Source organism: Nostoc sp. (assembly GCF_036917755.1).
Classification (GTDB): domain Bacteria; phylum Cyanobacteriota; class Cyanobacteriia; order Cyanobacteriales; family Nostocaceae; genus Nostoc.
This window is the reverse complement of record NZ_JBALFC010000107.1, coordinates 28,852-50,932: the sequence shown is the minus strand read 5'-3', so window position 1 is coordinate 50,932 and position 22,081 is coordinate 28,852. Positions and strand designations below refer to the sequence as shown.

At 41.4% G+C, this 22,081-nt stretch carries 16 protein-coding genes and 2 pseudogenes; 3 read left to right on the top strand and 15 right to left on the bottom strand.

Annotation, left to right across the window (positions count from 1 at the left end; translation table 11 throughout):
• Positions 1 to 8: 8 nt before the first annotated feature.
• Positions 9 to 1,175 carry an endonuclease/exonuclease/phosphatase family protein gene (locus V7L05_RS23240; RefSeq protein ID WP_335167490.1) on the bottom strand — a complete coding sequence of 389 codons (1,167 nt, stop codon included), beginning with the start codon at positions 1,173 to 1,175 and terminating at the stop codon, positions 9 to 11.
• 335 nt (positions 1,176 to 1,510) lie between these two features.
• Between V7L05_RS23240 and V7L05_RS23235 the strand changes: the two genes are divergently transcribed.
• Positions 1,511 to 2,206: a HupE/UreJ family protein gene (locus tag V7L05_RS23235; RefSeq protein WP_335167488.1), complete on the top strand. Its 696-nt coding sequence runs from the start codon at positions 1,511 to 1,513 to the stop codon at positions 2,204 to 2,206.
• A gap of 302 nt (positions 2,207 to 2,508) precedes the next feature.
• On the top strand, positions 2,509 to 2,679 hold the full coding sequence (locus V7L05_RS23230; protein ID WP_335164452.1) for a transposase family protein: 171 nt from the start codon (positions 2,509 to 2,511) through the stop codon (positions 2,677 to 2,679).
• Here the strand turns inward: V7L05_RS23230 and V7L05_RS34830 are convergent.
• A pseudogene (locus V7L05_RS34830) lies at positions 2,644 to 2,896 on the bottom strand (hypothetical protein); the annotation flags it as partial. The gene V7L05_RS23230 and the pseudogene V7L05_RS34830 sit on opposite strands and share 36 nt — an antisense overlap.
• Positions 2,897 to 3,129: 233 nt before the next feature.
• Positions 3,130 to 3,294: pseudogene (locus V7L05_RS23220) on the bottom strand (glycoside hydrolase family 10 protein); the annotation flags it as partial.
• 724 nt (positions 3,295 to 4,018) lie between these two features.
• Between V7L05_RS23220 and V7L05_RS23215 the strand changes: the two are divergent.
• Positions 4,019 to 5,959, top strand: coding sequence for an alkaline phosphatase family protein (locus tag V7L05_RS23215; protein WP_335167486.1), 1,941 nt, complete (start codon positions 4,019 to 4,021; stop codon positions 5,957 to 5,959).
• 139 nt (positions 5,960 to 6,098) lie between these two features.
• Here V7L05_RS23215 and V7L05_RS23210 read toward each other — a convergent pair whose 3' ends face one another.
• The 12 genes from V7L05_RS23210 to hepC all read right to left on the bottom strand — a co-directional run bounded on the left by V7L05_RS23210 (position 6,099) and on the right by hepC (position 21,613).
• Positions 6,099 to 7,352 (bottom strand): glycoside hydrolase family 10 protein, encoded by a 1,254-nt coding sequence (locus tag V7L05_RS23210; protein WP_335167570.1) that lies wholly within the window; start codon positions 7,350 to 7,352, stop codon positions 6,099 to 6,101.
• 142 nt (positions 7,353 to 7,494) lie between these two features.
• The gene (locus tag V7L05_RS23205) at positions 7,495 to 8,358 is read right to left on the bottom strand and encodes a hypothetical protein (RefSeq protein WP_335167484.1); all 864 of its coding nucleotides are present in this window, start codon (positions 8,356 to 8,358) and stop codon (positions 7,495 to 7,497) included.
• Between the two features lie 599 nt (positions 8,359 to 8,957).
• Positions 8,958 to 9,449, bottom strand: coding sequence for a hypothetical protein (locus tag V7L05_RS23200; RefSeq protein WP_335167482.1), 492 nt, complete (start codon positions 9,447 to 9,449; stop codon positions 8,958 to 8,960).
• 1,015 nt (positions 9,450 to 10,464) lie between these two features.
• The gene (locus V7L05_RS23195) at positions 10,465 to 11,586 is read right to left on the bottom strand and encodes a glycosyltransferase (RefSeq protein WP_335167480.1); all 1,122 of its coding nucleotides are present in this window, start codon (positions 11,584 to 11,586) and stop codon (positions 10,465 to 10,467) included.
• A 35-nt stretch (positions 11,587 to 11,621) separates the two neighbouring features.
• Positions 11,622 to 13,076 (bottom strand): O-antigen ligase domain-containing protein, encoded by a 1,455-nt coding sequence (locus tag V7L05_RS23190; RefSeq protein ID WP_335167478.1) that lies wholly within the window; start codon positions 13,074 to 13,076, stop codon positions 11,622 to 11,624.
• 93 nt (positions 13,077 to 13,169) lie between these two features.
• On the bottom strand, positions 13,170 to 14,099 hold the full coding sequence (locus V7L05_RS23185; protein WP_335167477.1) for a glycosyltransferase family 2 protein: 930 nt from the start codon (positions 14,097 to 14,099) through the stop codon (positions 13,170 to 13,172).
• Positions 14,017 to 15,219: a glycosyltransferase family 4 protein gene (locus V7L05_RS23180; RefSeq protein ID WP_335167474.1), complete on the bottom strand. Its 1,203-nt coding sequence runs from the start codon at positions 15,217 to 15,219 to the stop codon at positions 14,017 to 14,019. Before V7L05_RS23180 ends, V7L05_RS23185 begins: the two co-directional genes overlap by 83 nt.
• Before the next feature lie 244 nt (positions 15,220 to 15,463).
• Positions 15,464 to 16,456, bottom strand: a complete 993-nt coding sequence (locus tag V7L05_RS23175; RefSeq protein WP_335167472.1) for a glycosyltransferase family 2 protein — start codon at positions 16,454 to 16,456, stop codon at positions 15,464 to 15,466.
• A 145-nt stretch (positions 16,457 to 16,601) separates the two neighbouring features.
• On the bottom strand, positions 16,602 to 17,804 hold the full coding sequence (locus V7L05_RS23170; protein ID WP_335167470.1) for a glycosyltransferase family 4 protein: 1,203 nt from the start codon (positions 17,802 to 17,804) through the stop codon (positions 16,602 to 16,604).
• 70 nt (positions 17,805 to 17,874) lie between these two features.
• Complete coding sequence (locus V7L05_RS23165; RefSeq protein ID WP_335167468.1) at positions 17,875 to 18,714, bottom strand: hypothetical protein; 840 nt, start codon at positions 18,712 to 18,714, stop codon at positions 17,875 to 17,877.
• A 98-nt stretch (positions 18,715 to 18,812) separates the two neighbouring features.
• Positions 18,813 to 20,654, bottom strand: a complete 1,842-nt coding sequence (hepA, locus tag V7L05_RS23160) for a heterocyst formation ABC transporter subunit HepA (RefSeq protein WP_335167466.1) — start codon at positions 20,652 to 20,654, stop codon at positions 18,813 to 18,815.
• 239 nt (positions 20,655 to 20,893) lie between these two features.
• Complete coding sequence (gene hepC / locus V7L05_RS23155; RefSeq protein ID WP_335167464.1) at positions 20,894 to 21,613, bottom strand: heterocyst development glycosyltransferase HepC; 720 nt, start codon at positions 21,611 to 21,613, stop codon at positions 20,894 to 20,896.
• Between the last annotated feature and the right edge of the window lie 468 nt (positions 21,614 to 22,081).

The following is a 22,081-nucleotide window of genomic DNA, read 5'->3' as shown; positions in this document are numbered from 1 at the left end:
GCGAATCGTTACATTAGTTCCTTAGCTAGTTCTTTAACTAGAGCGACTTTGGATAATTGAGGCAATATAATCGCCGAATCACTTGCGGGTGTAGATTGGCTAACAAGACGAATAGTATCAGAGGTAGACTGGTTAGCAGGTAATGTAAACGCAGCAATCACCGGATCGTGGTCGCTAACAGGCTTACTAAAGCCAACATTTACATGTACAATGTCAATTTCCGGTTTAGCAAAACGGGAAAGATTTTCACTAACCAACAAATGATCAATAAGTTCAGGATTTCCCCGGAATTTGTAAGTAAACTGATCACTAACAGGTAAACGCTCCGTCAGATTTTCAAGAATGTTACCCTTCAAGGTCTTCAAAGGTAAAGAATCTAGTAAATCGTTTAAATCACCCAATACAATTACTTTGGCTTGCGGGTCAACTTGTAGTAGTTGCGCTACAAATTCATTAACGATTTCGGCTTGTTTCACTCGTTGAGCATCACTGGGAGAACCTCCAAGCTTGGAAAGAAAGTGATTAGCAATGATAAATACTTTTTGATCATTAAATATAAATTCTGCTGCAAGTGGCTTACGACTTTGATCAAAAGCACTATTTGTAGGGTCAATCCGACCTGGGTTAAGCGAGAGGTCAAAACCATTTGAACCTTCAGTAATAGCCACAGCATCTAATGAACCGCCTTTTCTAGGCAGTTTTGCTAGAGTTATCTGGTTGGGTTGAAACAATAAACCAATACGGATATTGCCTCCAGGTTCTCCACCATCTTGATCGTCATTGGGTGCAATGTCTACAAAGTTATATTCTGGACTACCAATATTTTCAAGCGCAGCAATCAGTTTTTGGTAAGTCTGGTTAGCATTAACAACGTCATCATTAATTGGCCCGTTGTTATCCTGAACTTCAATTAAACTGATCACATCTGGTGCATTCAGATTATTAACAATAATTTTGGCAATATTATCAAAGCGTCGATCTTTCGGGTCTAAATTCTCGACATTAAAAGTTGCAACAGTTAATACATCCTGTGAATTTTTCAGAGATGTTGTTTCACGTTCAGCAACTAAAGGTAAAGGAGTTGACAATTGAGCTATTGCACTAGCTTGCAATGGGCTAATCCATGCAAAGAAGATTAGAGGAATACTAAATAGTAGCAATTTGATGAATTTCATTCTCTCTGCCAATGAACCTACTTTCTAGATTAGTCTTTTTCCTAAAATAGTTCAGTTAAGATAAGTTTTAAGTTAGGTAAAGGGGAACATTCCACTAAAGAAGTCGGAAGTCGGAAGTAAAAGGGCGATTAGAAACCGCGTCTACACAAGCAAAACCCACCTTCGTGGGTTAAAAAACCTTAATTTTCTCTCAGTCCACGGAGGTAGACTTTGTTTGTGTAGCCGCGTTCGCGTCAGCGTGCCGGAGGCTCTAAGTTGACACGCATGAGCTACGTTAGTTTGTTTGGCTATGTGGGTAGTATAAATTACCGAAAAAACTAATTTGGCAGATGCTAATGTTCAAAACTAAATTCTCAGAATTCCGTGCATCAGGAGAATTTTATACATTGAAGCTAATACATCGGCATATTGGAGCGATCGCAGCTCTAATTTTAATTAGCTTACTGAGTTCATTAAGTGGAACACCAGTTAAGCATACCATATCTAACTGCTGGGAAGGCTTTCTCTGGGGACTGGCAGATCCAGTAATTAGCTTGAATTGTTTAGTTGGTATTATTGCTATTGGCTTACTCTCATCTGTATTTGTTCGTGGCGCTGTCATCGCTGGATGTTTTGTCTTAGCAGCAGTCTTGGGCATTGTAATTCATTTCTTCCAGCTAAATTTACCAGGCACAGAAATAGCGATGCCTTTGGCGGGCGCAGCGATCGCTATTTCTACCATCCTTTTTGGTACTATGCTGATGATGCCAAATCAACTAAACTTGATAGTATTTGCTCTAGTGGGCATCAGTGCAGGTTTATTTCAGGGTTACGCTGATGCTGAATCTATTATTGGGGCAGGAATGATCCCACTAATTGCCTATATACTAGGCATTACCTTAACTCTGTTTGTGGTTGCCATGAGTGCCAGAGAAATTGGTGTTGCAATGGGTATGAGAGAAATCAACCGAATTTTACCCTGGAAAATGAGCATTGCTGGCTTCGCTTTCTGTGCGATCGGCATCGTGTTTTTGAGCAATTTGATCATTTAAATCAAATATTTCAATTGGGTGGAATACATTCATTTGTGGGGGCGTACACTTAGCTGTACGCCCCCACTACGTGTTCAGGGTAAATGAAACTTTACCACTAGAAATTGTCTAGGACAGTAATTCAGTAATCCTGGAAGAACCTCTCCCCCAACTCCTCGACCTTGGTGTCAGCCTGCCGTTAGGCAAGCCCAGAGGGGAGTTTGGCTCCCCCAACGCTAGTAGGGAAGCAGGGTGGTTTCATACAACGAGAGAAAAATAATAATGATTTGTAGAGGGTAGAGAAAAATGGATAACTAACAAGTATGAATCTCATCGAACAATTGCAGCAAGTCCCAGACTATAGGCACATCGGGGGACGAAGACATGAATTATGGTTAGTATTATTGCTCATATTGCTCGGAGCAATGACTGGGTATTGGGGCTACCGTCCACTGGAAGATTTTACCTGCATTACACAGACAAAGCTTAATTGAGCTGTTAAACCTAGATGAGGCAATGAAGCCAGTCAATTGTTTTAATTCAAAGGTGTTACTCCTCAACTTGCAATCGTTCCTTACACACTTGTTGTACAACATCCGTAGAATCTTGAGATAAATCGTTCGTAGCGATAAAATCCGTTCTGTCGGTGGAGACAGTTACCCGGAACAGTTTCACTTTTTTGGCGGCTGGAAACTTCTTAATCTTAGCGATCGCACGCAACACCTGCCCAGTTTCTTATGTTTCATATCTAGCAAGCTTTTTGCCGTTTTATAACCGTCGAACTCACGTATATTTACGGGGATAATGACGCTCTGGGTCGGGGTTTTGGTAAGGCAAATAGAGCTGAAATATTGAATTTTTGAATTTCATACTTATATTCAGCAACACTGAAAGTTACAGGGGATATGGGAGTCGTGATTCTCCCTCTCCTCTGTTCTTTCTTTCTAGGGTTTCCAACCTGCTAGCAGATTTGGGTAAGCGGTTGGCGTCGGGAAGATTTTTTGGAAGCCAGTTTGACGCTCTTGGGGCTTTTCTTTGCTCATATTCCAGAGGGTTTCATAGAAAAAGAATGAGACTCCAGCAAAATTGCGATCGCATACTTTTTGCACATTAAGTTTTGTAACAAGGATTTAGCGCTGCATTGCGGTCTTGGGGTTTCCCCCGCCGCAGGATGCGCGATCGCTTTGCGGACGCACCAGAAGCGCACTAAAGGAGCAACTTTGCAAGACAGACCCCGCCACAAAACTTGCTTTTCTATTGAACCGGGGGACTTAAACTAAACCGTTTTTGGTTAAAAAACCATGACAGATTCTTAAGTGTTTGGCGGTGAACCTTCACTTACAGCTATTTTTAGGTAAATAGACCACGCAGTAGGGGTACACCAATGAGCAATGTTCCCTACCAACGTATTTGTATCATTATTTATGAAAGTGAAACGGTATTAGGAGTACCCTAAACTCCATTTGTTCTTTTAAAATTTGGAAGAAGTTGTAGTTGTGGAAGACAACAACTTTACTACATCAGCCCTCTCTCTTCATACTCTTTTTTTGGCGAAGGTATTGTCTTTAAAGAATACTTATTAAAAACATAATCACACTTTAACGGTGTACCACTAATCTGAAATGAAGTAAGTCGGCGCTAATATTTCAAGCTATGTTAAGAAATTTAAATCATGTACGGTGCGTAACGCTTTCAGCTAACGCACCGTCAACAATTCAAGGTGCGTTAGCTCATTGCACAATACACCCTGTTTCTACTTTAAATTTATATTTCTTCATATATGAATTTTGATCGCCAACTTACTTACAGCAGTTCATTCATTATAGTAATCTCATGTTGGACAAACCTCTTAGAAGAAAATGTTTAAACTACACATCAATTGGTGTAGTTATTATGGGGCTTACTGGAGTACCGATAGTCTCCACTTTTGCCCAGGCTCAGGAGATTAAGAGTCTCGATACTAAAACTCTCACTCCTATCAAGCACGTCATTGTCATTGTTGGCGAGAACCGAACCTTTGATCATGTCTTCGGTGTCTACCAACCGCGATCGGGTCAAACAGTGTCTAATCTGTTATCCAAGGGCATTATCAATGCTGATGGTACGCCTGGACCCAACTTCCAAGCAGCAACTCAATACAAAGCTTCCGTCACCGATACCTTCTCATTGAGTCCTGCTAACAAAAAACCCTATACAACACTACCACCGCCTAAAGCTGGCGGTGGACAAGTTGCAAGTGACACAAATCCGCCTCCCTTCAAGACCTTGGCTGCCGTCCAAGCTGCCAAACCTGCGCTGCTGCCGGAGGATTTCGGACTCCTACTTACCGGTGCAACTGGATTGCCGAGTGGTACTGTAGATACCCGAATCAGGAACGTGAATAAGTTACGAAGTGGTCCTTTCCAACTGACGCCTGGTGTGCCCTATGAGGCCTACGCAGCAAGCCCTGTACACCGCTTCTATCAGATGTGGCAGCAGGTGGATTGCGACATTAGCCATGCGAGTGCAAACAATCCCAGTGGTTGTCTTAAGGATCTTTTCCCTTGGGTCGAGGTGAGCGTCGGCGCAGGCAGCAATGGCAAGCCGTTTTCGACTTTCACCGATAGCGAGGGTGCCACCTCAATGGGCTTCTACAACGTCAATACCGGAGACATGCCATACTTCAAATCTCTGGCTGACAATTACGCAATCAGTGACAACTACCATCAACCTGTCATGGGTGGCACCGGCGCTAACTCAGTGATGATTGGTATCGGAGATGCCATTTGGTATAGCAATGGCAAAGGCAGTCCAGCCACACCGCCGCCAAATGAGATCGAGAATCCCAACCCGCAGCCTGGAACCAACAACTTCTACACACAGGATGGCTATTCTGGCGGCACCTACACTAATTGTTCTAACCCCAGCCAGCCAGGGGTTAGACCTGTTTTGAATTATCTGAATTCTCTCTCCTACAAACCAAAGTCCAACTGTGCGCCGAATACCTACTATCTCCTGAACAACTACGATCCTGGCTATTTTGGTAACGGAACGGTTAACAACGGGGTCACTAATAATGGCTTTGTGATCCCGCCGTCATCTGTTCGCACCATTGGTGATGCCTTGTTGGAAAAGAATATTTCCTGGCGGTACTACGGTGAAGGTTGGAACCGATACGTTAAAAATCCAAGCAGTAACACCAACGTCTATTGCAACATTTGCAACCCCTTCCAGTACGTGACGTCAATTATGACGAACGAGAAGGTACGGACGGAGCATTTGAAGGACACCACGGATCTGGATAACGATATTAACAACAATAAGCTGCCCGCAGTCTCCTTTGCGAAACCTGGTGGCTTACTTGACGGTCATCCAGCATCTTCAAAGTTTAATCTGTTTGAAGCTTTTACTAAGAAGATTATCAAAGAGGTTCAAAGCAAGCCCGAACTCTGGAAGGACACAGCAATTCTGATCACAGTTGATGAGGGTGGTGGATATTGGGATTCTGGCTACATTCAGCCCATCGACTTCTTCGGCGACGGAACACGGATTCCTTTAATTGTGGTGTCGCCATACTCTCGCGGTGGTCGCGTTGTTCATACGTATTATGACCATGTTTCGATTCTGAAGTTTATTGAGAAGAATTGGGGACTGTCGCCACTCACCAATCGTAGTCGTGACAATCTACCTAATCCTCAGACCCGCCGCGCAAATCCTTATGTACCGATTAACGGCCCCGCAATCGGCGACTTGATAGATATGTTCGACTTCTCAAGACCAAATTCACGGGGATAATGACACTCTGGGTCGGGGTTTTGGTAAGGCAAATAGAGCTGAAATATTGAATTTTTGAATTTCATACTTATATTCAGCAACACTGAAAGTTACAGGGGATATGGGAGTTGTGATTCTCCCTCTCCTCTGTTCTTTCTTTCTAGGGTTTCCAACCTGCTAGCAGATTCGGGTAAGCGGTTGGTGTGGGAAAAATTTTCTGGAAGCCAGTTTGACGCTCTTGGGGCTTTTCTTTGCTCATATTCCAGAGGGTTTCATAGAAAAAGAATGAGACTCCAGCAAAATTGCGATCGCGTACTTTTTGCACTTGTGTCTGAATCTGTTGCATCGGTACGGATCTGTTTTTCAATCCCGCCAAAATACCTATACTCACTGGAATATGGCTCTTTGCCGCTTTCACTTCTGGATACTCTAATTCACTAATAAAAACATTCAACTCATCCCGATATATCTGCAAAACCAAATCTTCAACAATTCCCAACCGTTCCCACTCCTGCCAGTCTGCTAAAGAGAAGTCGTAGGAAAAACGTTGAGGATTCGGAGCAACGGAAACCAAGCAATCTTTTTTAGTAGCTTTGATGCTTTTGAATACCCGTTTCATAAACTCGGTGATTTTGTTAGCTCTCCAACTTACCCATTCTGGATATTGAGAGTCTTTCGAGGGAGCTTGACCACGGTGTTCTTTTTTATAAAGCGCCACTGTATAGGCATCGTACCCTAATTCTGATGGTAAGCCAAAATGGTCATCAAATTGAATGCCGTCAATATTGTAATTTCTAACAATTTCAACGATTAAATCTTGGATGAACTGTTGTACTTCTGGGCGAAAGGGATTTAACCAGACGCGATTATCATTCCCGTCTTTGACAATCCGAGTCCCATCACTGCGACTGGTGAGCCATTGGGGACGATTTTTAGCTAATAGAGAATCCGCCGGTGCCATGAAGCCAAATTCAAACCAAGGTATCACTATTAAGCCTTTTTGATGTCCCACATCGACAATTTCTTTGAGGATATCTCGCCCTTTGAGTCCAGGTGTGGGATCGAGCGATCGCCCGATAACTTTGGCTGCAACTTTGCTAGGATACAATGTATATCCCCAATTCCAAACCGCCGGATATATTGTGTTAAAATTGAGTTGGTCAAGGCGTTGCAAAGATCCCTTGAGGCGATCGCGCTCAAATAACACATCACTATCAATATTTGTTAACCATACTCCCCTTAACTCAGATGTGGGCGTTCGTGGCAGATTAATTTGAGCGTTCAAGGGGAACGATAGCATCACCGTAGCTACCATACTCAAGGTAACGATAACGGGAAACAAAAGAGACTTTCTGCTTTGGCGAATATCCCACCAAGAATGAAACTCAACACACCACTTTACAAACCTTTTCATCATTTGGTTACAGACGTGATCAAATTATGAACAATCAGCATGAATAGCGATCGTTTCGATTGTAAGCGCTAAAACAATCGCTATTTCAATCCATCAAAACAGAGTTCTGACTCCTGAATTCTGACTCCTGAATTCTGATTCATTATTGGGCGCTGACTGCAATCTGATTCCAGGCTTTGACTGCTGCTTGTAAATTCTTTGGCAGGTTATTTTGAGAAATATCGTTGTATTGAACCGTACCCTCTTGGCTGGTGAGAGTGAAGGTGATATAATCAGCAGAGCCACTGGGGGCTGGGTAACTCAGATTCTGGAATTTACTAAATTTAGAACCTTCTAAAAATCTCTGAAATTGTTGCACCTGTTGCACGGAAACACGGCGAACAGTACGCTCAGAATCATTGGCATCACCAATCTGCACGCGAATCAATCGCCCATCTTTGAGTAAAACAGTCTCGTAGGTTCTGCCAGTAATACCACCACTGGAGATTTGCCGAAATACTACATCTCTATTTAACGGTGGTGGTAACTCGCTGACTGGAATTTGCACAGGGGCTAGTGTACTTTGATTAGCTTTTTCATTCAGCCTGACTGCGGAACCTGTTTGATTGGTATGATAAGTCCAGTTTTGTTTGCCATTAGATACCACAACCAGCCAACCCGGAACTAACGCTTGGGTGCAGAGTTCATCAGATTGAGGCAGTTCCAAGCAACCATTGCGCCAAGTCTGTTGATTATAATCAATAATTTTCAGTTCTTTGGTTAAAATTCCCTGTCTGCGGGCTAAATCTCGCAGTACCGCGTTAGCTACTGGACGTGGCAAGCCGTTTGGTTTAACATTGTCTTTGAGAACTTCATTGCTTGTTTCTACGGAGAAGTTCGCAGAAGCAGCTGTAGCCCCTTTGATAAGTATTGAACCACTAGCAACAGACAAAATTCCAGTCAAAATCAAAGCAGTGAAAATTCGCCCTTGATTAGTGTTAAAGTAGTTTTTCTGCATGATTTTCATAGTAATATAGAACTAAGAAATAGTATCCAACTACAAATGCACAATATAAAGCACATAATTCCAGAACTTCACCAGTTGGAATTAGTTTAATATCTTTGTTCTGAAATAGATATAAAAACAGACGCAGATGTACTAATTGTTAGTTCCTTATACAAATTCTAGATGAAAATGCACTAATTGAACCTCGCATGACTAGAAGTCACGAGTGTGTGGCTTGAAGAAATCAAAACGCCCTCTAGTCCTACGGCAATCAATTAAGAATTCAGAAGCTCAGGTTTCATTGATTAGGTGGGCTGAATTAAATAATTCGTAATTCGTAATTCGTAATTAAGTTTTGTAACCGGGATTTTGAACAAGACTTACATACTTGCGTGATTTTTGAACCGGGGGACTTAAATTAAACCGTTTTTGGTTAAATATAAAACTGCTGTAGCAACTGGCTGCCCTACACCTATTCCATCTTCTAAGAAAGGAAAATAGCTTGCGAGGAAAGCTGGTAACGCTTTTTGTCTCACCTTAGTCAGCGAGGATTCAATAAAAGTAATTTTAGAAAAGAATGAGACAGAACCGTAGCTTAGATTTTGTAATCTCAGCCAATATTAGGCGCTGATGGCTTGTTGTTCAGATTCAACGAACTGATTTTGAGGTACATCAAATCTAATGGTACTAGCTGCCCAGTCTTTGAAATCGGGTGCTAGCCAGACTAGCTTGCACAGAATTTCATCATTGACCCACAACACCAAGGGAAACCGAAACTGTTTCCGAAATTCATCTCGCATGATGTTGGTACTGATGATTAGTTGGTTAATTGCAACTACAGATTCTAAACCCCGTACCATCAAAGCTTCGGGTTGAGTAGTACCAATTGCAGTTGTAATCGCTGTATACAATGTGTCAGCCGCAGATGAGAGCAGGACTTGGTGGATATCTGCTGATGAAAATTCTCTTAACAAATTCAGCACTTGCTGCTGCCTTGGAACAGAGTTACAACAGGCTAATAACAGTGAAAACTCTCCACCAGAAACCATCATCGCCCTTGCCAGCCTCTTAGTGGCTGCTGTGCCGTTTTCCGAATTACTTAAGCTGATCATTAAAAAATCCTGCTTCTAATTTTCAAAAGGTGTGAGTGATATTCAGTGATTCTACCCGATTAATTTTTACTCAAAGGTGTTATTGGGGTAGCTTGGATGAGCTTTTCTCTGTAATACTAAGTATTATATAACGAATAAGGATATGGTGTATTATCTCAATATTCACAATTCAGGGATAATGTAAAGGTAGTATCAACGCAATGTAAGTAAAAGGGGTCAGGCAAAGAATTAGCAGTTGAATTATCACTGTATTGTCATAGATTTTCGCATTTCCCAGCAATTAAGTAATTATTTCTTAAGATAAGGTTAAAAAAATGCTCGGTAAAAGCTTAACAACAAACGTTGGAAAATGGGAGAAAACTTAACTGGCTAATAGCCAGCTATCGCCTACGATCATAGCTGGCTACAAATTATTTTCCTTTACCAAGCCACTTCGGGGCGGGTGTAGAGTGTGGAATAGTGAAATGGTATCAGCTGAAGATGCGAAAATCTCCCTCCATTAAAATTAATTAAAATTAACGTTTCTTTACCACGTACTATGCTACTTGGCTGGATTATTATCCAGAACAGACTTGTCTACGACTCGTGATGCGTAAAGCCCCTGTCATTCATGCAGGGGATATAAGCGAGTAACCGAATAAATTGGTCATGGTATGAAACAATTAAGTGGGCATGGCCACAAGTCCATTGGGCTACATGATATCAGACGGGTTATACCTGCAATCATTGTTTGACCCCAGAATCCCTCGTTTTCTAAACGGGGGAGTGTGTCAAGAAAATGACTTTGGGAAGCAACAACCTAATAATTAGCAATAATAGGTAGTGAAAACCCAAAGTAACTCATCCATTTGATAGAATTGTAGCTCGAAGATGTCGCCTTGTTAGGAATTATGTTTTGTTGACATCCTCCCACCGCTAACCCTTGCGGGTATAGCGGGGGATTCCAAAAATCACTTATTGGGTTTCCTCTTTCCACGAGTTGACTTGCATAAAATTGACTTTTGCTTGATTGAGCCTATAAAACACTCGGCATCGCAGAACGAATTGCACTAATAAAATTTTGGGCATAATTCTGCGTTGAGAAATCGAGGGCGCGTTGTCGTGCAGCCATTCCCGCACTCTGGGCAAATTCTTGCTCGTCAAGAAAGCGGAGAATTGCGATCGCTAATTTATCTGCATCGCCGTAAGGTGTTAATAGTCCATTCATGCCATCGGTAATAATCTCTGTCGGGCCGCCTGCACTGCCAGCAATTACAGCTTTACCCAGCGCCATTGCCTCAATAATCACAATCCCAAACGGTTCTTTATTTGAGGCATGAACAAATACATCCATCGCCTGCACCCACTCAGGGATATTACGCTGTAGCCCAGCCATAATTACTTGGTCTTTCAAACCTAATGCGGCGATTTCTGCTTTTAAGAAGCCCTCATAATCCGGTTCCAAATCGTGTTTACCGCCAACCACTACACAATGAGCATCAGGGTACTTCTGTAAAATTTTGGGCATTGCTTGCACCAGTACGTGCATTCCCTTCCATCGTTGCAATCGTCCAACAATTCCAATCAACGGCCCGTGTAAAGGTAAGCCCAACTTCCGCCGTGCTTCTTCTGGAGTTGGTAAAGCATTAGGCTCAAATCGGTCTAGTGCTACACCAGGATAAACCAAAGGTGTTGGTCTGTGAGGCCAAATCTCTGCCTGTGCTTGCTTGCCATCTTGAGAAAGGGTGATAATTGCCCGCGCTGGGATTAAAGTTGCGATTCGCACCAACCAAGTTTTGTCACTAGGTACTTCTAGTTGATACCACAGAGCAGGCAAGCCCGCCAACATCGCCGCCAAACCTCCAGATATATGCGTAATCCACATCCAATTGACAATTATATCTGCACGTTCGCGGCGGGCGATCGCGGCTATCCGAAAAACAGCGCCAATAAAACGGTGAATTTGGCGTAAACGTCCACTTTCCACAACTCGCGCATCAATACCAAGAGACTTTACTTGTTCTACCATCGGGCCGTCTTCTAAAAATATCACCAGCCACTCAACATCAGCATTACGTCCCTGCTGTACCAAATCCCAAAGCATCATTTCACCGCCGCCTCGTTGCTCGGCTAGTGGCATTACAATAATTACTTTCATAATCTATAAGAGTCCTATTTAAGTTGTAAAATTTATCAGAATCTCGACTTATTAGAGAAGTCGGGAATCTGAGGATTGGTATAGTACTTATGTCCTGCCATAGCCATAGCTAAAAATCCCCAAAGAATCATTCCTGCCACGCTTAACATCCCGCTACCAATAACTAACTGTGCAGAAGAACTGATGCCAATAGCGCGGGCAGCACTAATAAAACTATCAAAACGACCTTCACCATAGTTGCTAACACTAATAATCAACAAGAGTAATCCACCCATATAAAAGATGGCTCCAAACCAACCAAGGGTGAAAAACATATCTAAAATGCCACTATCAATTACCACGACTTCAATTTGACCAGTTTTTTCGTTGACTTTCCAGATATTTCCTAAGCCATTACCTAGACCATTAGAAAGGGCTAAACCAAGGTTTTTGTCGTAACTTCCCGATCTATCTTTAAAACTGTTATCTTCTTCAAGATTAGAAAAAGTTTGCAACCGGGCTGCTACAACCCCAGCAATTGGCTGGATAGTTGTCAATGGCACAACACAAATTGCCATGACCACGATTATGGTAATTAAACGCATTTGAATCCGCGCTTTGACTGAACCCATAATCATAATTATTCCAAATAACCAGCCTCCCCAATTAGTACGTGCTTGTGTCAATAGGAAGGATAAGTAACCAACAGCTGAAGCCGGAAAAATTAAGTTTCCTGAACTGGTAAATAATAACAGCAATCCAGCTTGCATGACGGAACCAAAGGGGCCAACTGAGTGCAATGTACTCCAGACACGCATCCCAAAAGGTACAGGGTTTCCAGAACTCATGAATAGTTTTGATTGTATAAGCCAGTATCTATCCCACTCAGGAGCTACCACAAATTGATATACGCCATAAGTTCCTAAAATCAACACACACCAGAGGAATGTTCGGTGAAAGTTCTGGCGATAGCTGGGATAATCTCGCCAGTTTATAAATAAGTGAAAAGCGAAAATGATCGGACTGAGCCAATCCATTAATCCGCGTGCGACAGGGATAGGTGGATTGTAAATCAGACCGATTAGAAAGCCATAGAACACTCCGATAAAAGCCAAAACAAACGGCAAGCCCCCTTGACGAGAGGCGCGGGGAAAGTGTCGTAAGAATGTGGCTATGGTGACAAACACCACTAAATAGGGTGCTATGAGCATTTGACGGGTAGGGTCCCAGCCTACCCGATAGTCAACTAAGCGAGTAGCTAAGGGCGTGAGAAACCAGATCCACCAGGTAAAGCTGATGTAGAGAATGGGATGCCGCAAGTATAAAAATACGCCTACTGCTAAAGCTGTCACCGGATAAATTAGGCGCAATGCGGCAGTAGCACCAGCAAAATAACAAACTACAGTCAGTAATACAAAACCAGCGATCGCCATCCAACCCTGTAGCGATCGCTCTTCGGGAGAATAGCTTTCTTGTAAAAAACTATTGAAAAGTATCTGCTTAGAAGTCATTCAATTTTAGATTTTGGATTTTAGATTTTGGATTTACACATAAGTAAATTTGAAGGATGGAAAGGAATTCACAATGAAATAATCGGTCTGCAATTACGAATTACGAATTACGAATTGTTTATATCCTTGCCAACGTCCACGCCAGGATGCTAACAACTTCTTACCCGCCAACTGCCTTTGGCTAGGTAAAAATCTCAGCCATTGTACTAAGCCCAAACTATCGCACGTACCCACGAATATTGCCCAGAATAAAAATACAATTCGACGGATAAATGGCAAATGCTCTAATAAAACTAAAGTTTCATTATGGACTAAATTAATAAAGGCAATTTCATTAAAGTTGTTTCGCTGATCTTCATCAAAACGTTGTGCCGGATAGTGATCAACAGCAACGTTAGGATCATAAATTATCTTCCAACCAGCCCGCTTTAATGTCAGAGTGAATGCCATTTCAAAGTGTACCTGCGCTCCTGTACCGCGCATCCGCTCATCAAAGCGCAATTGCCCGATTGCTTGGGTACGAAAACTCATGTTTACGCCTTTGAGAATATCGACTTCGCGGGGTTCTCCCACTCCCAGGTGATGGTTGCCAATCACTCGCCCAAACCACTGCAACTGTCCAACTACCAAGCGGGATTCGTCTTCTAATTTGCTGCCGTGGTGTATCCAATCACGCCCACCAAGACCACCAATGCAACGATCGCAGATAAAGTGAGCGGTAATGCGCTCTAACCAATCTGGGTGAGGTGCGGCATCATCGTCAGTAATAGAAACAATATCGCCCTCCACTGCTGCTAGTCCGGCGTTGAGAGCTGCTATTACCCCCGGTTGTGTCACTTTCACGGTATGCAGTGGCAAATTGTGTGCGTTGAATTGGGCGAGAAATTGCCAAGTTTCTGCATCCGTATCGCGGACAACCACTATCACCTGATCAACGGGTTTAATTTGCTCCTGTAGCGCCAAAAGGCAGCGTGATAGGTCTTGTGGACGGCGATAAGTCGGTATGAGAACCGTGTTTCGCATTCTTGCTTAACTCCTCGAATAGATCCACATAAGTTTGCGCCATAGTAGTCCAGCTATATTGTTCTGCCACAGAGCGAGCTGCTTGACCCATCTGTTGCATAAGATAGCGATCGCTCACCAAAGACATCAACGCCACAGCTAAAGCATCAATATCATCTGAGTCGGGCAAGACGATGCCACATTCTGGTGTCACCAACTCTGCACCTCCGGTAGCTGTGGCAGTAATTACTGGCAGTCCTGAAGAAAGTGCTTCTAACAATACGAGGGTGCAAGCTTCGTATCGGGAAGGAAAAACAAATAAATCTAGTGACCGCATAATTTCGGGGATATCACGTCGATATCCCAGAAAATGCACGCGTTCACTTAACCCCAACGAAGCCGCTAATTGAGGAAAGGGGCTACCTTCGATATGACCCACCACCGCCAGATGTAAATCGGGAACTTTCACCAAAGCGTGCAACACTGTATCTAAATTCTTTCTGGGTGTGCGGATGTCTCCAGCGAATAATGCTAGGATGACATTCTCTGGTAAACCTAATTTTTGGCGAAAGCTTTCACCAGGGGCAAACTCTTCTAAGTCAACGCCATTGACAATTACCCGAATCCGAGAACGCGGCACACCAATGTTGACTAATTCCTCAGCTACCTTTTCGGATACAGCTACAACAACCTGCGCTTTTTGGAAAGCCTGTTTTTCCCAACGGGCATTAAAAGCCGTAAACAACCACTGGTAAAAACCATATAAATCGCGGCGATTGCGGGAAATATGAACAGGCGATCGCAACCATGAACTGTGGACAAAATGTACAGCATTCACATCAGCCGCAGCCAGATTAATTGCTCCATTGACTTTAACTAAATCAATGCCAGAGCGATGTTTACGCAACCAATCTGCACTTGTTTGGGCAAATATAAAATTACGAACAAATTCTGTAGGATAGCTTTTAACTGGAATTCTAATCCAATTAACTTGACTATTTTCTTCTAGTTCTGGTGCGACTTCACTAGCTAATAATGTCAGATGATGACCACGACGAATTGCTTCATTCGCAACCTCATAGTTTACCCGTCCTTGACCATCACCTTTTTTGATTTTATGAGTAACAATACAAAGTTTCATATACTACCTTTCTTAATGATAAACCTATTGCATAAATTCTATTTAGCTCACGCGGAGGAGAATCTTTTTTTCTTCCCTTTGCGTCCTTTGCGTCCTTTGCGGTTCGTTAAAAAAATACCTTCCACAACTCAGACAATACTCTTATATAGCGGTTATCGAGTAGGTAGTGAACCCCACCCCCAACCCCCTCCCCGCTCTTCGAGAGGGGACTATGATGTACCTCATGTGATTAGGAAACGCTATATTATTTCGATATTTTAATTAACTTACTTGCAAAAAATCGGGGAGTAAAACTAAGACCAAGTGCCGCTATAGTTCGCACATTAAACTTTTGTTTTTTCAATACCTGCCAAAAATAAGGACGCGCTGTTGCTATCTGTTCACTTCGTAGCAAACCAATTCCCAAAGTTGTATTAGCTTCTAACCATTTCTGTTGAAAGTACCTCCTAAATTCCTGTAGACGAGAATCTTCCATAAAGACTTGATAACAAAACATTTCGCTTTTAGCTTTGCGAATTTTTGCTTGCACATCTCGACTACCACTGAGCATAGTATCAGTTTGCTCATGGGCACGATATCGCGTCAATCTTTCTGGATAGTAGTAAGCGCCATAACCAGATATACAGCAGAGATAAGTTAAATATAAATCCCACATTCCGCCAACTTCTGGGGGAATAATATCCCAATCCACAAAATTATTGCGAATCACACAAGCCGCCGCAGTCGGTATACTTTTATCTATTAACCCAATTTTATAGAAAGGTTGATGAATTCCTGGTGTTAGTTTATCTCGCTTGTAACCGCGTGTATTTTCTTCAGTTCCAACATGATTAATTATGCCATTAGCATCGATGATATATTGGTCGCAGAAAGCGATAATTAACTCAGAATTTGCTTCCAGAAGTGGTACAAGCTTTGCTAAAAAATCTTCATTCCAGATATCATCGTCATGGAGACTAGCAACATATTTACCTCGTGCGATCTTGAAACCATGTTGCTGATTAGCTAACATACCCACATTTTGCTGATGTCGCCAAAATTTGATGCGTGAATCACCAAAAGATGCGACAAGTGCTTGTGGATTTTCTGAACTACAATTATCAGAAATAATAATTTCAATATTTTGATAAGTTTGTTTTATAGCACTAGCGATCGCTTGTTTGAGATACTCTGGTCGATTATAGGTGGGAATGATAACGCTAACTAAAGGTTGTTGGTATTCTTGATGCAATGACATATTTTTCTCTATTGATTTTTTCTAGATAAAAGATGCAGCATTTGAGGTTTTTAGTGAACTATTTCTGTCTTGTCAGGAGAATAAATAAGAATTTTTACGAACCGCAAAGTACGCAAAGTACGCAAAGAAAGATAAGGAAGTCAGCTTATTTAGCTTGAGGGAGACTATATAATTTTTTAGCTGTAGAAGTAAATTCAGCGATTGTTTTTGCATAAATTGTTCGCAGATTATTTACATGAGCATCCATTGTAAATTCCTTCATCAATAAAGCATGACCTTGTTCGCCCATGTATCGGCTTTTTTGATGATCTATATACAACTCATTAATGGCATCAGCCAGCTTTTTGATATCATTAGCTGGAACAAGAATACCCGTTTCTCCATCTCGTAAATGTTCTGGAATACCTCCGACTGCACTACCAATTACAGGTCGATAACGAGAGTATGCTTCCAGAGTTACAAGACCGGCAGGTTCAGGCCAAACACTAGGAAAGATGACTGCAAAACACTGTTGATAAAGTTTATTTATTTTATCGCGATCGCACCAACCATGCCAAGTGATGCGGTTACTCAATCCGAGGGTGTTTGCTAACTTTTCTAAGCTGGCTCGTTCCCATCCTTCACCTGCAATATCAAGTTGAATTTGCGGGTTTGTATGTATTAAGGTTTTGAGTAACCATTCCAGACCTTTATCAGAAACAATCCGTCCCGCAAACAAAATTCTATGATTTTGGTGAACTTCTAAACTTAGGGGTGCAGTTGCTATTTGCGGTACAGAGATTCCACAGTGTAGCGTTACAGTTTGCTCAGGGGGTACACCGTTTTTAATCAACTCTTGCCGCACATATTCACTATTAGCAATGAAAGTAATTTTTATCTTTTTTAATACATCTAAAAACTGATGAGTGGTTTGAAGTTCTCTAAAACTTCTTAAAGGTTTACGGCTACCACATTTATCTACCAACTTCCCCCAGGTACATCCTAAGTAAGAGAAGTTGCGATCGCAGATTGTCCGTTGCCCTGCTAAATACTTTGTGCCACTAGGACAGTAGAATGAGTGATTATGAACGCTGAAGATCGTAGGACATTCGCCTGTCAGCTGCAATAGCAAATCTGGGCTGTGGATATGTAGCAGTTTAAACTGGCTTTGATCAACATTTTTAAGCGATTTTATCACGCGATCGCTAACATCAGGTGGTCGATGTTCAAACAAAGAACCTAAATAAGTTTCAACACCTCCGCTCCCACCTATGTCAAAATTTGAGCATTGATAAATCAGGTTTTTCTCAAAAGTTTCCCCGTGCAATTGTTTCTTGTTTTGCTTGGCATTATTGATTAATTTAGGCATTATTCACCAGTTATTTTCACGTCCTTATTAGTTGGATTGCTCATATAAATAGAGTCTAGTCATCATCGATTTATATGCCAACATTAAACCAAAATTTGTGTCTGACATCACTAACATAATGCCTCAGAGCATTTTTTTTACTAGCAAATTTATCTGGATAAATGAACTGATCTTCTACATTTAGAACATATTGTTTTGAGCAGAGAGGCTTACCATGATTATGGTGCATTGTCAAATGCACAATTGTTTGCTCAGTAAAATAAGTGGGTTTTTCTTGAAGATTTGCTAAACGTTCGATAGCAAAACTCCAGTCAAATTCATGCCTAAATAATATAAATCCACCATTTACTGGATTTGACTTCTCAGAATCATCATAAATAATTCGTTCGTCTAGTGACATAGAACAATCAGGTAGATAAAGAGAGTATTTTTCATTGGAGTTACTCAAATTAATTAAGTCAATACCGCCGGGAAAAAATAAAATATCTGAATCAGTGTAAATCGTAGTACCATTAATAGGAATTGACATTAATGCCGCCAATTTTTTGCCCATTGGATGCAGTTGAGCATAATCAAGAACACATTGAGGTAAATCCGTTCTCAGGAAGTTTTGTAAAAGTATTACCTGAACGCAGGGATGGATGCGGCGGAGTAAATTACAACTAGAGTCAGTGTAACTGCCATCAGAAACTACAGTGAATGTATCTGGAATGCCAACATGACGGATGAAGGAGCGAATACTTGCTACTTGTTCAGGCAAATCGCGTTCACATGATAAGGCATAGACACTTATCGGAACTTGCCGAGTTTGTTTGATTGGGATGCTGACAATCTGAGAAACGGCTGTTTTATATAGGGAGCGATTAAATTTACCCTGAATTTTAGCAGTGTGGTAGCCTAGATTCACCATTTATTTTTCCTTGTCAAAACTATAAATAATTGAGCAGGGTAATGAATTCGTAATTTACGAATTACGAATTACGTTCGCGTAGCGTGCCGGAGGCTCTATTACGAATTACGGTATTGCATATTGTGATATTCCCAAAGCTTGCCTTTGAGTTCCAGAAGTTCTTGATACTTACCTTGCTCTACTATCCGTCCCTGTTCTAAAACTACAACTTTATCTGCTTTAGAAATGGTAGAAAGACGGTGAGCGATCGCAATTACTGTTCTACCAACAGATAGCTTTTCTAATGAATCTTGAATTAAGCGTTCGGATACCGAATCTAAGGCGCTAGTTGCTTCATCCAAAATCAAAATTTCTGGGTTCCGTAGTAAAGCACGCGCAATCGCAATTCGCTGTCTTTGTCCTCCAGATAATCTAACACCCCTATCTCCCAATTGGGTATCAAAACCTTCGGGCATTTCTAAAATAAATTCTAGTGCATTCGCTAGTTTAGCAGCTTCTTGAATTTCCTCATTAGTGGCTTCTGAAGTACCGTAAGTAATATTCTGCCAAACATTAGCATTGAAGATAAAAGTATCCTGACTAACGACAGCTATTTTGCGACGTAGGGAGTTAATTTCAAACTCCCGTATATCAACTTCATCAATGTAAAGATATCCATCTGTAGTATTATAAAATCGAGGAATTAAATCAGCAAGAGTTGTTTTCCCAGCCCCAGATGCTCCGACTAATGCTGTCATTTTTCCCTTTTCAATGGTTAGGGTAATATTATGCAGCACTAGATTTTCATCGTCGTAGCCAAAATCTACAGATACTAAATTAATTGACCTTTTCAAAGAATTAAACTTGATTGTTCCATTCTGAAAATAATTTTTATCCTCACTTTTTAAGAGGTTTTTAACGTTGTCTGCTGAACCTTGTAAAGTACTAAGAAATGCTCTTGTGCCATTAATATCTTGAACGAAAGGGATAAAACGAAATAGCACAAAGAAAAATGTTAATAAAGAAGCAACTTGTAGCGTTCCATTCGTAACCAGGCTAGTGAATGCCAAAATAATCATTCCGACCAACACCGTAGTAGCGACCCCTTCAGCAATTGGCTTGACAAGTGTCCAAGTGAAGACAACCTTAGTTGTAGTACTGATTATCTTGTCGCTAGCTTTGTAGTAACGCTGGCGCTCAAATTCTTGAGTACCACAGGAGTGAACAGTGCGAATGCCATTAATAAATTCTACGGCTGTTGATGTGAAATTAGCATTAGCAGTTGTCACGCCAAAACTTGATTCTCTCACCCTGGCATTTAGATTAGATAATCCAACACCTAAAAGGGTAAATAATAATGCTGAAATGAGCGTTAGCTGCCATGATATCAAAAACATTGATATTAAGTAGACAAAGGTTGTTAATCCTCTCGTCACTAAAAAGGCTCCGCTACTAAAACCCTGTCTGATCCTTTCGATTTCTGTGGTAATTGTGTTAATTAGTTCACCAGAACGAGTTTTGGCAAAGTAACTTAGCGATAAGGATTGTAACTGTTCAAAAATTTGCTTACGTAAGCGATCGGCAAGATGTAGTTGAGATAATTCAGTATAGACTTGAGAAAAATAATTGAAGGTGGCACGTAACCAAGTACTCAATAAAATCAGCAAAGATACACGGTACAAACGATTAATTGCTGATGTCTTAGCTCCCAAAATCCAAATATCAAACCAGTCTATTCCTGTTTGGACAGGTTGAGCATTAGGACTAGTTAAGCTTTGCAAAAAGGAAAGTAAGAAACCAATGCTCACACCTTCAAAAGTTGCTGCCAGAATCGAGAATATTAGAGCTAAAGTTGCAATTTTGCGAAAGTGTTTAAATTCTCGCAATATCAAATAGTTGTCCTGCCAGAAGCTGGTAGCTTTGAGCAGATTGCTGAGTGGTTGAGGAAGTTTGAAAAGCATTGATTTTTATAACAATAATTTGGCAAGGTAGATAGACCGCTATAGATCAATACGGTTTAGTTAAGGCTTTACTCTTTGTCAAAGTGAATTTTTTAACGAACCGCAGAGGCGCAGAGGACGCAAAGGAAGAGAGGGGAGAAATGCTTAATTAAACTGTATTGCGCTATAGATTCTACGTGAGCAATTTTTGTTTTAGCCCAAGTGCGGTAGATGAAATCATCAATTACCGCACAGATAAATTACAGTGTTTGGCTATCCAGATGTAACCGGTGAGACTGTGCCTCTACTTCCCATGAAGTCGTAATTTCTGGTAGTTGATTTAGCTGTACTGCATCTTCTAAAGTCCAACAAGAAGATCCGGTTAAACTCATGTCACCTCGCAGCACGTTAAATAACTGTGGTAAATTGTCAAGACTGTATTTACGCATCCAACGCCCTAGCGGTGTGATGTTGTGATTTGCAGCCGTGCAAAACTTAATCGCCCGAAAGAGTTTACCCCGTTCTCCAACACGCCACTCACGACAAAAAAATGACCCTGGCGAGTAAACCTGCATTAATACAATCAATCCCAACATGACTGGACTTACTAATAGCAACAACAGTAAAGCAGCAATCCAATCAATTAGTCGCTGCAAGGGTTGGTTAGGCAGTTTATTGCTAGCGGGTATGCTTAGGAATATTGGTTTTTGAGCTTCTTCACATGCTTCTGCCCAAAACTTGAGCAAAGCCTCACCCAATTTTGGATCTATGCTTACCAGACTTACAGGAGAATGTTCTAAGCATTCTACTAGCGATCGCTTACTATCTAATGAGGCTAGATATGGTTGTTGAACTCGTCCAAGCGGCTTCACCAACAGCTTACCCCGTCGCCAATAGAGTGTGCAGTACCCACGATTATCTTGGTGTGGCTGGGTTACATCATATAAATTCTCTAGAGTTGGAATTATTGAAGTTGTCATATGTCTTTGGGATTATACAGGAGTGAATTGCTGAGGAGTTATCAAAGGCTATCAATGCCAAAGACCCAAATCCGCATCTTGTTGTAAGTCCAAAAAGTTTGAATAATTCGTAATTCGTAATTCGTAATTATTCACTTATTAAAAAAACTCTCCGCGTCAGCCTAAACAATGAGTCTTGAAGCGAACATGACATTAGATGTAGTCTAAACCCCAGTCTGAAACAAAGCTAATTGTAGAGTTGGGAGTCTTGAACCCTATGCTTAATTACGAGTAACGCTACTATTAATATTCATGGGTAAATTATGATTTTCCGGGAACTACTGACAGTAGAGAAATGTAGAGGGAAATTACCCATGAATCTATATCTACGTTTAATTACGCTGAGGTGTTCATTGTGTCGATAGATTTAACAAAACCAGTCCACTGTTCTCTTCTAGCCTTTTTGAAGGTGCTTTAATCTCTAGATTA

Excerpts from the sequence above, each read along its gene's own strand:
- V7L05_RS23240 (WP_335167490.1), bottom strand. The coding sequence starts at position 1,175 with ATGAAATTCATCAAATTGCTACTATTTAGTATTCCTCTAATCTTCTTT.
- V7L05_RS23235 (WP_335167488.1), top strand. The coding sequence starts at position 1,511 with ATGTTCAAAACTAAATTCTCAGAATTCCGTGCATCAGGAGAATTTTAT.
- V7L05_RS23230 (WP_335164452.1), top strand. The coding sequence starts at position 2,509 with ATGAATCTCATCGAACAATTGCAGCAAGTCCCAGACTATAGGCACATC.
- V7L05_RS23215 (WP_335167486.1), top strand. The coding sequence starts at position 4,019 with ATGTTGGACAAACCTCTTAGAAGAAAATGTTTAAACTACACATCAATT.
- V7L05_RS23210 (WP_335167570.1), bottom strand. The coding sequence starts at position 7,352 with ATGAAAAGGTTTGTAAAGTGGTGTGTTGAGTTTCATTCTTGGTGGGAT.
- V7L05_RS23205 (WP_335167484.1), bottom strand. The coding sequence starts at position 8,358 with ATGAAAATCATGCAGAAAAACTACTTTAACACTAATCAAGGGCGAATT.
- V7L05_RS23200 (WP_335167482.1), bottom strand. The coding sequence starts at position 9,449 with ATGATCAGCTTAAGTAATTCGGAAAACGGCACAGCAGCCACTAAGAGG.
- V7L05_RS23195 (WP_335167480.1), bottom strand. The coding sequence starts at position 11,586 with ATGAAAGTAATTATTGTAATGCCACTAGCCGAGCAACGAGGCGGCGGT.
- V7L05_RS23190 (WP_335167478.1), bottom strand. The coding sequence starts at position 13,076 with ATGACTTCTAAGCAGATACTTTTCAATAGTTTTTTACAAGAAAGCTAT.
- V7L05_RS23185 (WP_335167477.1), bottom strand. The coding sequence starts at position 14,099 with ATGCGAAACACGGTTCTCATACCGACTTATCGCCGTCCACAAGACCTA.
- V7L05_RS23180 (WP_335167474.1), bottom strand. The coding sequence starts at position 15,219 with ATGAAACTTTGTATTGTTACTCATAAAATCAAAAAAGGTGATGGTCAA.
- V7L05_RS23175 (WP_335167472.1), bottom strand. The coding sequence starts at position 16,456 with ATGTCATTGCATCAAGAATACCAACAACCTTTAGTTAGCGTTATCATT.
- V7L05_RS23170 (WP_335167470.1), bottom strand. The coding sequence starts at position 17,804 with ATGCCTAAATTAATCAATAATGCCAAGCAAAACAAGAAACAATTGCAC.
- V7L05_RS23165 (WP_335167468.1), bottom strand. The coding sequence starts at position 18,714 with ATGGTGAATCTAGGCTACCACACTGCTAAAATTCAGGGTAAATTTAAT.
- hepA (WP_335167466.1), bottom strand. The coding sequence starts at position 20,654 with ATGCTTTTCAAACTTCCTCAACCACTCAGCAATCTGCTCAAAGCTACC.
- hepC (WP_335167464.1), bottom strand. The coding sequence starts at position 21,613 with ATGACAACTTCAATAATTCCAACTCTAGAGAATTTATATGATGTAACC.